The sequence below is a fragment of the Alteromonas sp. 76-1 genome (genome assembly GCF_900654235.1).
GTDB lineage: Bacteria > Pseudomonadota > Gammaproteobacteria > Enterobacterales > Alteromonadaceae > Alteromonas > Alteromonas naphthalenivorans.
Window position 1 is genome coordinate 308157 of the sequence record NZ_LR136958.1, and the last position, 14163, is coordinate 322319.

General features: G+C 43.3%; 9 protein-coding genes. 3 read left to right on the forward strand and 6 right to left on the reverse strand.

All coding sequences use genetic code 11. The annotated features are described in order from the left end of the window. Positions 1-23 precede the first annotated feature (23 nt). From ALT761_RS01260 to glpK, 6 genes are all read right to left on the reverse strand, one after another. A complete protein-coding gene (locus tag ALT761_RS01260; RefSeq protein WP_129735788.1) occupies positions 24-2168 on the reverse strand; it encodes an alpha-galactosidase in 2145 nt (714 codons plus the stop codon). Positions 2169-2324: 156 nt separating this feature from the next. Beyond that, positions 2325-3068, reverse strand: coding sequence for a SapC family protein (locus ALT761_RS01265; RefSeq protein WP_129735790.1), 744 nt, complete (start codon positions 3066-3068; stop codon positions 2325-2327). Positions 3069-3099: 31 nt separating this feature from the next. Beyond that, complete coding sequence (locus ALT761_RS01270; RefSeq protein WP_129735792.1) at positions 3100-4647, reverse strand: tryptophan halogenase family protein; 1548 nt, start codon at positions 4645-4647, stop codon at positions 3100-3102. Between the two features lie 12 nt (positions 4648-4659). Further along, positions 4660-6102 (reverse strand): SLC5 family protein, encoded by a 1443-nt coding sequence (locus tag ALT761_RS01275; RefSeq protein WP_129735794.1) that lies wholly within the window; start codon positions 6100-6102, stop codon positions 4660-4662. Positions 6103-6169: 67 nt separating this feature from the next. After that, complete coding sequence (locus ALT761_RS01280) at positions 6170-8914, reverse strand: TonB-dependent receptor (RefSeq protein WP_129735796.1); 2745 nt, start codon at positions 8912-8914, stop codon at positions 6170-6172. A gap of 292 nt (positions 8915-9206) precedes the next feature. Next, positions 9207-10691 (reverse strand): glycerol kinase GlpK, encoded by a 1485-nt coding sequence (gene glpK, locus ALT761_RS01285; RefSeq protein WP_129735798.1) that lies wholly within the window; start codon positions 10689-10691, stop codon positions 9207-9209. A 157-nt stretch (positions 10692-10848) separates the two neighbouring features. On the opposite strand from glpK, the gene ALT761_RS01290 reads away from it, so the two are divergent. The 3 genes from ALT761_RS01290 to ALT761_RS01300 all read left to right on the forward strand — a co-directional run bounded on the left by ALT761_RS01290 (position 10849) and on the right by ALT761_RS01300 (position 14161). Continuing rightward, complete coding sequence (locus ALT761_RS01290; RefSeq protein ID WP_013785874.1) at positions 10849-11607, forward strand: DeoR/GlpR family transcriptional regulator; 759 nt, start codon at positions 10849-10851, stop codon at positions 11605-11607. A 346-nt stretch (positions 11608-11953) separates the two neighbouring features. After that, positions 11954-13480, forward strand: coding sequence for a glycerol-3-phosphate dehydrogenase (glpD, locus tag ALT761_RS01295; RefSeq protein ID WP_129735799.1), 1527 nt, complete (start codon positions 11954-11956; stop codon positions 13478-13480). 132 nt (positions 13481-13612) lie between these two features. Beyond that, positions 13613-14161: a histidine phosphatase family protein gene (locus ALT761_RS01300; protein WP_129735801.1), complete on the forward strand. Its 549-nt coding sequence runs from the start codon at positions 13613-13615 to the stop codon at positions 14159-14161. The last annotated feature ends 2 nt before the right edge of the window (positions 14162-14163 follow it).

The window sequence follows — 14163 nt, forward strand, 5'->3', positions numbered from 1 at the left end:
ATGTAGCGTGTTTTTTTATTACACTACACTGCTTTAACGGTATAGATAAGCGAAGTCTGCGGGAATAAAACCGGCATTTGCATACCGTATTTCATTAACGCTTCACCGCTAAATACTTGTCCGTCTGTTTTTTGCAAAATAGACGGTGAGTATTCTTTCAATGTACCCGGCCAAACCCGCTCAAGGGTGTAGGACTTATCGGCATCAAGCCCAGCAAAATAGAAGCGAGATGGTGTAGTACGCCCTGTCTCTTTCACGCTATTGTAGGCAAAAATTCCCTCGGTTTTGTCTTTTGATACATAACCAAACTTCACGTTAAGGCCATCATCATCCATGCGGTATAAATCGCCGCCGTGGGTAATATGACGATACTTTTTATACAGTGAAATGGCGGATTGCAGGGTGTCTTGCTCGTGCTCAGTAAGTTCACGGGGGTCCATCTCAATACCCATATGGCCAAACATCGATACAGCCGCACGAATCTCAATTGGTAAATTACGGCCAGTAATATGGCAATCGCGGGGGCCTACGTGTGCGCCCATCACTTCAGAAGGGAAGAAGTAAGAGAAGCCGCGCTGTATGTACAAGCGGTCTAACGCGTCGTTAGAGTCTGACGTCCAAAAACGGTCGGTGTGAGGTAATATACCTAAGTCCACACGGCCCCCGCCTGAACAACAGCTTTCAATTTCAATACCCGGATGCGCCGCTTTAACGCGATCGATTAACGTATACAAAGCCGCCATTTGGCCATGCATAGCTGGTTTGCCATGTAAGTTACCAGGATGATTTACATCGCGGTTCATGTCCCACTTAATGTAACTAATTTTAGGGTAAGTGCTTAGTACGTCGGTGATGACTTTGTACAAGTACTCAACCACTTCAGGGTTCGTTAAATCGAGTACGTACTGATTACGAAAGGGTACATGGGGGTTATTCTTGGTGTGCAACGCCCATTCAGGATGTGCGCGGTACAAATCGCTATCTGGGTTAACCATTTCAGGTTCAAACCATATGCCGAATTCCATGCCTTTATCGGTAACGTGGTCGATAAGCCCATCTAGCCCTTCTGGGTAGATAGCTTCATCAACTGTCCAGTCGCCTAAGCCAGCTTTGTCATTTCTTCGGCCTTTAAACCAGCCGTCATCTAACACAAAGCGCTCAATACCAAGCGGTGCTACTTTGTCAGCAAGGGCTTTAAGTGTGGTTTCATCATGGTCGAAATAAATGCCTTCCCATGTGTTGTAATGCACTGGGCGGGGCTTGTGCTGTGCACTGGTGATATCAGCGCTGTGGGTTAACACATTGTTTCGAATAAAATTATGGAACTGCTGCGAAAGGGATGAAAAGCCAGCATCGCCAAACCCTGCATAAAGCACGGGTGACGTATAACTTTCACCTGCATCAAGCGTTACTTCACCAGGAAACAATAGCTCGCCAAATTGAACGTAGCTTCTGCCATCGGCCATCATTTCCGCGCGGAATTTATGGTTAGCTGAAGCACCTAAATGGAAGCCGAAACACTCACCAACTAGCTCACCAGTTCCATTAGCAAACGCGATTAAGCCAGGGAAAGTATCATGAGAAGTTTTGCCGCGGCGGTTTTCACGTACATAACTACCGAAGAACAAGTCATGGTCGGCAGTTTGAAATTCATTAGACCATCTTCCTTCAAAGCTTTTAATCTTGCTCATGGTCGTTGGCAAGGCAAGACTAGCAGCGTTTAAGTAATTTAACTGTAATGTGCTTTCGCCTTGGTTTTCGATACTAGAGGTAAATGTGGCCACGGTTGTTTCAGCATCTAACACAACCCGTGTAACTAACTGCATTTGTCTGTCGGTATCAACCGCAGTAAACGTTAAGCTGGTATCGGTTTGCTCAATGTTTGACAAGGTAAAACCTGCCGACCATTGATCTGCATCCCCTGAAATTTCTAAACCAGGTGAACCGGTAACACCTTCACCATGGGTGGGAACTAATGAGATAGGTGGCTCGATAACCGGTGCACATTTCGCTTCTTGGCGAGTGTTAAGCAGCGCTAACATGTCTGGCGTCGTTGTAGTCTTCAACTGCTGGCCATAGTAAATCAGGGTAGGCATGCGCCCTTGGCAGTCGAAAATTAAAGTCGTTTTTTCATTGGATAAGCGGACAAAAGCCGTGAGTGATGACATGTTAACCTCTCAGGTTTTAAATATGATTGAATACCGCACACCCATTTATATCGCATTTATAGAATAGAAAAAATGCGGAATAAGGCGTTTATCTAAACTGGGTGAAACGTTTACATTGCATGTAAAATACCATGCTCTTTACTTCTCCACCAATAATTAGTCATTGGTTTTTAGCCCGATTTTAACTACAGGGTTGTTCGCACTTTTAGTGAGTTGTACTAAACGGTTGTATTGCCTAAGTGAAAGCATCATGGCATTTATTGCTACCAGTAACCCTTGGGTATGCAATTGGTGAATAATATCTGCGTTTAGCTGCGCTAGCTTATCTTCATTAATAGTCATAAGCCCAGTGCTTTCACGGGTTTCACCATTTTCAAAATGCAAGGTAGTTGATAGATTAGATAGCAACTCAAGGTCGGTTAAGGCCTGAATAAAAGCACTTGCTTGTTGAGAGCCGCTCGCTAAGTTAGATAGCATACTTTGATATTGTTTAAGACTTGCAGAGGGGGAGCCATCTGATGAAAATAAAGCGCTGGCGCCTTCGCTACTATTGTTAGAAATCAAAGGGCTGTCTTCGTCAAATAACACAGTGAGTTTATCTTGCTCAACAGCGTAATTGAATGGATGGCTTTGGATGCTCAGCGGTACGGCATGACCCATCCATTCAGTGTTGCTACAATATACGTTACCAAACTCGGGCCAGCCCACCACTGCCGCCAACGTGTGAGAATGGTTTATATCATTTGCAGTAACTACTATAGGCATACAGCCGCCAATACTGGCAATCTCATTGAAGCCTAAAGACACTAGGTTAAACTCGGCGCTGTGACTAAAATTTTTATCTACCTTAATACGAAGGTTGCGATGAGCTTGGCTATCTAACGGCGTATATGACGACATAACAATACCTGCTGGATTAAATTAAGGTGTATTAGGCTGAATGCTTATTAAGCATTGTATCAATTAAGCCGCGATGAGAAGGAAGGCGCGCTGTTAACTGAGCGATAAGGGCTTTATTCAGTTGTAAATGCTTATCGGCGCCCTCGTATTGGCTCATTGAACGCTCATACTGGCTCAAGTCGGTTTTATGTGACATTCCATAAAGTATATAGCGATAGCTTTGTGCGCTAAATACGTCATCTCTATCAGTAAAGTCGCTATCAAGAATAGGGCGGTATTGCCACTCTTCAAGCAAAGATGTTAGCCGTTTTGGAATGCTCTGAGGTGCTCTGTTTGCTAACCAGAAGTCTTCGTTACGATTACTAAGTACATAGTGCAGCTTTAAAAATTCTATAGTGCTTTGCCACTTATTAGTTAACGCGCGATTAAAGCGGTTTGCCACGTGGGGCATCACCTGTGTATAAGCGGGTAATTGCTCAGCAAGTTGGATTGCACTTTGCTCAATTAACATTAGTGATGAGGCCTCAAGGGGCTCTAAGAAGCCACTAGATAAACCTATGGCTACGCAATTTTTTTCCCAGAAGCGTTTTCTATAACCAGTTTTATAGTTAATTTTTCTAAAAATAGAAGGTAACTCTTCGTCGGGGTTTATAGATTTTAGATAAGCAGCAAATGTTTTAGTTGCCTCGTCGTCTGATTGAAATTTCGACGAATAAACATAGCCCGTGCCCCGGCGGTTTTGCAAACCAATATCCCATATCCAACCAGCTTCTTGCGCGGTAGATAGGGTGTGACAAGCAATAGGCTGATGTTCATCAGAATATGCAATTTGATGCACCAAAGCTGAATCTGAAAACAATACAGAGGAAGCATCTTCCATAGGAACATCTAGTGCTTTTTCGATAAGGCGTGCAGTGAAACCTGTACAATCAACAAAAATATCACCGTGAATTTGGTCATTATTTTTTGTGACGACATGCTTTATACCAGCATCATCAGTAGCAACATCGGTGACATCATCAATAATATGTTCGACGCCTAACTCTTTCTTACAATGATCACGTAATACGCTAATAAATTTACCGGCATCAAGATGATAGCCGTAATTGGCACTGAAGTTTTGCTTTGAATCCGCCGTTAATTTGGGGGCTAGACCTTGTTCACACAGGCTTGGTTGAAAACACACATCTGAGGCATACTCGTTTAATGCGTTGTTGTGTAACCAGTACGGGGTTATATCTACACTGGCCGAGCCTTGAGGCGCGCTAAAGGGGTGATAGTATCCAGTGCGTTGCCCTTCAGTGTGCCAGTGAACAAACTTACTCGCCTGTTTAAAGGTCGCACTCGCTTGTTGGACGAGTGCAGCTTCTTCAATTCCTATTTTAGCTAAGGTGCTGCGCATAGTAGGCCAAGTGCCTTCGCCCACACCAATAGGATGAATCGAATCAGATTCAATAACCTTTACAGACAAGCGTGCGCCGGTGGAGCCTTGTTTAGAGTGGGTAGCCGCCAGCAGACCAGCAGTAAGCCAACCCGCCGTGCCTCCGCCTACAATAACAACACTATTTACCGGCGTCATACGCTGCGCTACCTAGTCTGCATCTACCAATCTGCCACGCCACTGTGCAGACTGTTTAAACACGAGTTTATTAACACCAAGTGCTACCGTAATACAACAAATTAACGTCACTAGCATTAGGTGAATGTAATGTAGTTCAAATGGGGCGTGAACAAAGCTAAAGAAGGCATAAAGTAAGACACCAAATATAACTGCCGTAATTCCAGCATATGGATTTACGTTGTTAAACATCAAGCCAACTATAAATATAGACAGTATCGGCATACTAAGTAAGCCATAAAGCTGTTGTAGTAAGTTTATTATGCTTTCTGCTTGGGCGTAGATAGGTACCATTACTAAAGAAACAACAGTCAGAATAGCGGTAACTACTCCACCTAACTTGGCTACTTCAGGTTTCTTATTAATATACGCTTCATGGATATCGCACACATATAACGCTGTAGCCGAGTTGAGGTTACTGTTGTACGTAGTTAATACGGCAGCGGCTAACGCAGCGGCGAATACGCCAGCTAGCCAATCAGGTAGCACATCGCCAACTAACGTACCATAAGCCGCATCGTTAATATCACCATAAAGCTTAAACGATATGATACCTGGCACGACAATAATTGTAGGCACAATAATGAAGCGAATAATTGCCGCGGCATATACCCCTTTTTGCGCTTCTTTAATATTTGGCGCAGCCATAGCACGTTGGGTAATTGTTTGATTAGTGCTCCAATAAAAGGTTTGGATGAAAATCATACCGGTAAGCAGTGTTTGCCATGGAAGTGGCGAATCGGCATCACCAATCAGGGTTAGACGCTCTGCTGGAATACCCGAGAAGTCGAAATCGATAGCAACCATTGCAAGTACTACGACGACGATGGCCATAACAAGTAATAGTACACCTGAATAGGTATCTGAAACCGCGACCGCGCGTAAGCCGCCAAATATAGCGTACAGTGCACCTATTACAGCAAACGCGGTAGCTACATACATTAGTGGAAGGTCTAGGTTAAACATATTGATCATGAACAAAGAGCCAGAATAAATAACCGCTGGCATGAATATGAGACTACTTCCTAAGAAGAACAGCAGCCCAATAAGAGCACGAATATGTTTGTTGTTGTAACGCTTCTCTAAAAGCTCAGTAGTGGTTGTACATTGATAATGATAATAAACAGGAAGAAAAATTCGAGCTAGAATTATTAAGCCTATTACAGCTGCAAATTCCCACCACGCTAGCAACGCCATTTGGTTTCCATTCATACCTACCAATTGATCGGTGCTTAAGTTTGTTAACGTAATAGAGCCCGCGACAAAGATCCACGTAAGACCGCCGCCAGCTAGAAAGTATTCTTTGGTTTCACTTGCTGTACTGTGTCCATGTCCGCGGCACTTTAAGTAGGTGAGTAACCCGATAAGAGCGGTAATAACGAAGAAGACGATGATTTGGATTAAGCTGCCTGACACAAAAAACTCCTCAGCAGTAGAAACAACAAAAAGGGGGCGAGAGTGCCCCCTTTCATTCTAGGTATAATTAAAAGTTAGCACGTACGCCAACTGCATAGCGAGCACCATCATTCACTTGTTGAACAAAGTGTTCTGATAGGCGACCACGACGCGTTAGCTCTTCTTCAGTAATATTGATACCTTCGAAGAACACGGTAACGGTTTCATTAATATCGTAGCTTACGCTCATATCCACCTGGGTGTACGTCTCGGTGAACAGAGGTTCAGTACCACCAAGTGAACTTACTGCTTCTTGCATGAAAGTTTCACGGTTGTTCAAAGCAACACGTGCTTGGAACGCGTCTTTTTCATAGAAAAGCGTAATGTTTTGAGAGTTACCTAAACCCGGTAAGCTAAATTCAGCGTCTGAATTTACGATAGTGGCATTCGCTTGAATACCGAAACCATTTTCTAGCGTGTGTAACCATGCTAGCTCAAGACCTTCAACATTTAATGTCTCGCCATTGCGTGGACGAAGCACACTAAATACGTACTCACCACTATCTAAGAACAACGATTCTTCTTCCGTAGATGAAGAAATAAAGTCTTCTACTTCTTTATTGAATGCGGCTGCTGAGAAGTAACTCGTGTCATCGTAATACCACTCTAAAGACACATCCCAGCTGGTAGCTTGGTAAGGCTGAAGTTCAGTATTACCAGCTTGAGCTTGAAGGTTGCCAGGACGAGATACAGTTACATTAAACACTGGCACTAAGTCATCCATCATTGGACGCGTTAATGTTTCTGAATAAGCGTAACGTAAATACAATTCGTCAGTCAGTTGCAGTTTAACGTTTACATTAGGCAACAACGATGAGTAGCTGTTTTTCTCATTAATAGGCGTACCAACATCGGTAGCATAAACAATGTTGTAGTCTGATGGATCGTTAGGAATAGGCTGTAGATCTTGAACCTGTTGAACAGTGCCATCTACGGATGTATCTGTTTCTGTATAACGGAAACCGAAGTTGATATCTAAAGGCAAATCTGAGATTTCAGTCTGGAAGTAGAACTGCGTGTAAACACTTAATAGTTCTTCGCCTACCACGTAAGAATCAGCACTTGCTTGGGGGTCACTAATATTTGTTGCATCAAGGGTCGCACGAACATCATCGAATGACAGACCTGTAGCATCTGCAATTTGTTGTGCAGCTTCATCAGAGTTGGCGTAATCGAAGAATGCTTCTGGATCGTAAGTTAACCATTGGTTAGGTACGCCTGCGAAGTAGTTCTCGGCAGTGAAAACCGTCAGCAATTCATCTGGGAAGTCGAAACTGTAACCACAGTAAACGTTACACGATGAAGCGAATCGGCGGGTATTGTCTTTTTCGCGGTCTTGGTAATAAACACCAAAGTCCATTTTATAGAAGGCATTATCCGAATCTGGTACCCAAGTAAAATCTGCACGGTATTCTGAAATAGTGTCTTCGGTATCGAAGCCGTTACGCTCGTTGTAATGCATGCGCCCTAGAGAAGGCGTTTGTAAAGCCGCATCACCACCATCAACAGTTAATGTTGGTGTTGTACCTGAATAATCCACACTGTAGGCATTGTTGTAACCCACTACTGTGAAGAAGTTATCACCACCACTGTTATCTTCAGCTGTCGATGTTGAAACATCAAAAACGGCTGTTAGGTTATCATTTACAAGCCATTCAAAGTTTGCTCCGAACGCTTGAATTTCAACGTCACGACCAAAACGACGACGGATAAAATCAGTGGCACCACCCACGCCTTCAACCAAAGTGCTATCTAAACTAGTTAGCGAACCGTTGTCGTTGAAAGTCATGTTGTCTAAATTACTATCGGAGAACCAGTGCCCCACGCTGTGAGCATCTGAATCAACTTCGAACTTCGAATAAAGGCCATCTAACGTAAGCGTCATGTCATCGTTAGGTGCGTATTGAACAACTAAATTTCCAGATGTTCTTTCACGATCTACCAAGTCAACAATTTGGTCGAAGTTCTGTGGAATATATACGCCGTTGTATTGCGCGCTATCAGCATAGTCTGGATTATCAAGCTCAGAACGATCTGTGATGCTAACACCTGGACGCCAGTAGCGTGTTTCCAACATATTAGTTTGTAATTTACGCTGCTGGAAAGAAGCTGCCGCTAAGACGCCTAGCTTCCCATCCATGAAAGTATTTGTTACAAGGCCAGATACCTGAGGCGTAGTTTCTTCAGAAATATCTTCGTACATACCTTTAACACTTGCTACAGCTTTAAAACCGTCAAATGCGAAAGGGCGAGCAGTGGTAACTTCTACCGTCGAACCAATACCACCTTCTTGAAATGATGCTAGTGGGCTTTTGTAAACCTTTGCTCCACTAATTAGTTCTGCAGGTAGTGTGTCGAAGCTGAAAGAACGGCCTTGGTTTTCAGTAGCTATTTGACGTCCATTAACTAAAACCGTGTTAAATTCAGGGCCAAAACCACGTACAGTAATAAATTGACCTTCACCGCCACTTCTATCGATTGCTACACCAGTTATACGCTGAAGCGATTCTGCAACGTTTTGGTCTGGGAATTTACCGATATCTTCGGCAGTAATACCGTCGTAAACAACATCAGATGCTTTTTTATCTAACATTGACGCTTTTAGAGAGCTGGTAAAACCTTTAACTTCAATAACTTCAACTTGGTCATCTGCAGGTGTCGCTTCTTCTTGAGCGAATACCAACGGGGCGTGTAAGGCAGAAGCAATAGCCACACCTAGCAAGGAGCGTTTTGCAATTGGGCCTAGTAATGATGTGTTAATTTTATGTGTCACTGTGTTTTCTCCGTAAGTAGGCTATTTTCTACTTGGTTAGCGTACAAATAGCGTAATAAGTATGTTCGGATCAATGTTATTAACATTCTTTTTACACATTTAATAACCTAAATTCCTAATTATTGTTATTAAGATATTGAAATTAAAGGTTTTTAAAAATTAAGGAAAAAGGTAAACGTTTTCCTTAATTTTTGATAGTAACACAAATTTACATTGTAATGACAATGTTATAAAAATATTTTTTTATATTAATGGCGCGGTTTATTACCGCGCTTTATAAGGAAGGGATAAATTAACTACAGCGGATACGGGCGACAGCGTTTTTCCAACCGTCATAGGCCTTGTCACGCTCGTCTTTTGAAAGCCGAGGAGTGAAAATACTGTCACTTTTCCAGCACTCGGTAAGGGAATCAACAGAGGTGAATACACCAGCTTGAAGGCCAGCAAGAAATGCGGCGCCAAGTGCGGTGGTTTCAGTAATTTCGGGGCGTTCCACTTCTGCGCCCAATACGTCAGCCAAGAAGCCCATAACCCAATCGTTTCGAGACATACCGCCGTCTACGCGGATAGTGGTTGGTCTTGCACCATCACTTTCCATGGCTTTTTGTAAGTCTTTGGTTTGATAGCATACCGATTGCAAACCCGCGGCAACAATTTCGCTTATGCCGGTGTCTCTAGTTAGGCCTAAAATAGCGCCTCGTGCATCGGGGTCCCAATAGGGGGCACCTAATCCGGTAAAGGCTGGCACAAGGAAAACACCATTATCTTGTCGCGCTCTTTGCGCCAACGCTTCGGTTTCGGAAGCATCGTCAATCAGTTTCAAGCCATCCCGTAGCCACTGCACCGTAGCGCCGGCCATGAAAATACTACCTTCAAGAGCGTAAGTGGTTTTTCCGTTTAGTCTATAACCTACGGTAGTTAACAAGCGGTTCTTAGATTGAAGAGGCTTGTCGCCTGTATTCAAAATCATGAAACAACCCGTACCATAAGTACTTTTTGCCATGCCTTTTTCGAAGCAGGCTTGGCCAACAAGCGCAGCCTGCTGATCGCCGGCTACACCTTGAATAGGGATAGCAAAGCCCAAAATATCTTTGCTTACAACACCAAATTCAGCCGCACAATCCATGACTTCAGGAAGCATTGATTTAGGGATATTAAAGGTGGTGAGTAAACGCTCATCCCAACATTGTTCATTAATATCGAACAGCATGGTGCGTGAAGCATTCGTCGCATCGGTCTTGTGTGATTCGCCGTTAGTCAAACGCCAAATTAAGAAGGTGTCCACCGTACCAAACAGAAGATCGCCTGCCTCGGCTTGTTCTCTAGCGCCATCCACATTATCTAAAATCCACGCTAGTTTGGTGGCCGAAAAATAAGGGTCAAGCAGTAATCCCGTAGATTCAGTAATATGCGCGACTAAACTTTCATCGTCGTCGAGTTCGCGACATTGCTGCGAGGTACGTCTGTCTTGCCAAACAATAGCCGGGTACACAGGCTTGCCGGTGTTTTTATTCCAAACTAAGGTTGTTTCGCGTTGATTGGTAATACCTATAGAGGCTATATCTTCAGGTGATACCGAGCACTTATCAAATACCTGATTCATGGTTGTGGTTACGCTTTCCCAAATTTCTTCTGGATCGTGTTCCACCCAACCATCTTGTGGGTATTTTTGAGAAAACTCTTGTTGTGCAACGGCTACAATAGCGCCGTCCGCTGCAAAGATAATGCTACGTGAACTCGTGGTTCCTTGGTCTATGGCAAGAATATATTGGCCCATGACACGTCTCCTGAACATAATTTGGTAAGAGTTTGCACCATTTACACCAGTTTAACAATGCTATATTTTCGAAAACGAACATTTCAGTGTTCGAATTACCGTAGGCAGGGTAGGATGAACCACGTATAATGGCTAAATTGCCACAAGGAATGACCCAATGAACCAAACGCAAAGGCACGAAAAAATTGTTAGCTTTATCAAACAAAATGGCTTCATGTCTATTGACGACTTGGTCACTCGTTGTGACGTTACCCCCCAAACTATTCGCCGCGATCTAAACCAGCTCGCCGAGGCCGGTATTGTTAGTCGATACCATGGCGGCGCTGGACTTAATCGAAGTTGGGAAAACACCCCTTATCAAGAACGCAAAACACAAAACAGTGAAGTAAAAGAAAGAATTGCTGAGGCAGTGGCTAGCATGATCCCCGACGGGGCTTCATTATTTATAAACATAGGCACGACGACTGAAATGATAGCAAGCAAGTTACTTAACCATAAAAACTTGCACGTGGTAACGAATAACATTCATGTCGCGACCATTCTTTCTGCTAAAGAAGACTTCTCAGTTATTATCGCTGCGGGCGAAGTACGTTACCGAGATGGCGGTATCATTGGGGAAGCAACCTGCGACTTCATCAGCCAATTTCGAATGGATTACGGCATTATAGGCATAAGTGGAATTAGCGCCGATGGTGCATTGCTCGATTTTGATTTTAGGGAAGTAAAGGTATCACAAGCGATATTAGAGCATACTCAGCACGTTATTCTTGCAGCAGATTATAGTAAGTTTGAGCGCCGCGCCATGGTGGAACAAGGGCATATTTCTCAGGTGGATTGCCTGGTATGCGATCAAACACCGCCCCCTGCTATTCGAAAAATTATTGACGAAAACAACATCAGTTTCATTAAGGCGTAAACGGCCAACTTATTACCTTGGTAGTCACTTAACAGTTTACTATCTACTTCCAAAAAACAGAACGCTGCCCAGCATTGTTGTAACGGCGCGCCATCCTTGTTACCCACGTATTAGTTGCTATGATTAACTAAGCTAAATGCTATGCATAGCAGTAGGCATACCTAGTACCTGTAAAACCTATATATCAAACTTTTTTCTGAAACGATGAGGCTATGTTTAACCAGTGTTTCAATTACGAGGGTTAAAATTGCGCAAGAATGTTCGTTAATGTTCGTTTTGTGTTGACATGTTTTCTTTTTGGTTGTCAAATAGCCAGCATGCTAGTGAAGCCGAAAGGGGCGAGAACATGAATCAGAATACAAATAGTACACAAACCGTTGACGTATTAGTGGTTGGCGGCGGTGTAAATGGTGCCGGAGTAGCATTAGATGCGGCCGGTCGCGGACTTTCGGTAGCACTATGTGAAAAAGGCGATCTTGCAGGTGCAACGTCTTCCTCTAGCAGCAAGTTAATACATGGTGGTTTACGCTATTTAGAGCATTATGAGTTCCGCCTTGTGAAAGAAGCGCTCGCTGAGCGTGAAGTGCTATTAGAAAAAGCCCCACACATCATGTGGCCTTTACGTTTTCGTTTACCTCATCAAAAGCATCTTCGTCCCGCATGGATGATACGAATTGGCTTGTTTATGTACGACTCACTAGCCAAACGTAATGTATTACCACGTTCAAAGAAAATGTCTACGTCACCGACAGGCCCTTTGGTGAATGATATTACAACGTGTTTTGAATACTCAGATGGCTGGGTAGATGATGCTCGTTTAGTGGTATTGAATGCATTAGCAGCGCAAGAGAAAGGTGCTAGCATCTATACCCGTACGGAATGTATTAGTGCCGAGAAGCAAGACAAGTTATGGAAAGTGACTTTAAAAGACGCATTAGGGAAAACGTTTACAATTAATGCCGAGGCTGTGGTTAACGCCGCGGGACCGTGGGCCGTTTCATTCCTAGATAGACTTGCCGACACTAAAAACCCAAATGCGATGCGTATGGTAAAGGGCAGTCATTTTATTGTGCCTAAACTTTACGACACAGAAGAAGCTTATATTCTTCAAAATAAAGATGGCCGTATTGTTTTTGTTATCCCTTACGAAGACGACTTTTCACTTGTTGGCACTACCGATGAAAATTATGTTGGTGAGCCATCGCAAGCCGCTATTTCTGAAGCAGAGACTGAATATCTAATTGAAGTTGTTAATACGTATTTTAAAACCAAAATTGACGAAAGTGATATTGTTCACAGCTACAGTGGCGTGCGCCCATTGCTGGAAGAAAAAAATGCGTCTGCGCAAGAGTTAACGCGCGATTATAAAGTGGAGCTAAGCGGCACTGAGTCTTCGCCAATATTGCTTAATATTTTCGGTGGAAAAATTACTACCTACAGAAAATTGGCAGAGCATGCAGTAGATAAGCTAACTAGCTTGTTTCCCAAGGCAGGTAAAGCTTGGACCAAAAATGTAGCACTTCCGGGTGGCGCTTTCACCAATAAAGCAGATCTGATTAAACAGCTACAAAAAGATTACCCATGGTTACCTGAATCTGTATGTGTTCGTTATGTACGCCAATACGGCATGTTATGTACTAAGTTTCTTGAAGGAAAAGCAGATTTAGGCAGTATGGGTGAGAACTTTGGCGCTGACATGTACCAAGCAGAAGTGGACTACCTTATTGATCACGAATGGGCAATGTCTCTTGAAGACGTCATTTGGCGCCGAACTAAGCATGGTTTACGTTTAAGCCAAAGCGAGCAAGCCAACTTAGAAAGCTATATAACGGCTCAGGTGTCTAAAAGTTCCGATATGCAGCAATCTGCATAAAGATTTACTCTAAAATCTTAAAGCCTGCATTTTGATTTAACAAATTGCGGGCTTTTTTATGTCCAAAATACATAACTACAGCGATATAGTTGGCCTACTGGTATTAAAGCTATTCATAAAGAGGAAGATAGGATGAAGGAAATAATTCTAATTCGGCACGGAAAGCCGCTGTCTGCTCACAACAATAAATTAAGTGCGGGTGAATTTACCAATTGGGTTCGCCAATACAATCAGTCACCTTTAGACAGCGCCCATTACCCAGATGAAAAGCGCGAATTTGCCGCGCATCACATCATTGCTAGCCCGCTTAAAAGAGCACAGCTTTCAGCAAACTATTATATGGGTGAGCCCGCCATTGACGTTATTCCCGAATTAAAAGAAATGGATATTCCCTACTACAGGCTACCGCTGAGATTAAGAGCTTGGCATTGGGTTTTATTAAACAGATTAATGTGGTTTTGCGGTAAAACAGGGCGGTTTGAGTCTTTCGTTGAGGCTAAAAATCGCGTGAGTAAAGCGGCAAAGGAACTCGAAAAGAAAGCCGAAAAGCACCCTCAGATTGTTGTGTTTGGCCACGGTATGAGTAATCGTTATATTCGTATTTTTCTGGCTAAAAGAGGCTGGGAAATAACGGAGAAAAACAATGGTTATTGGGGTGTGACGCGTTTAATAAAAAATTGAAA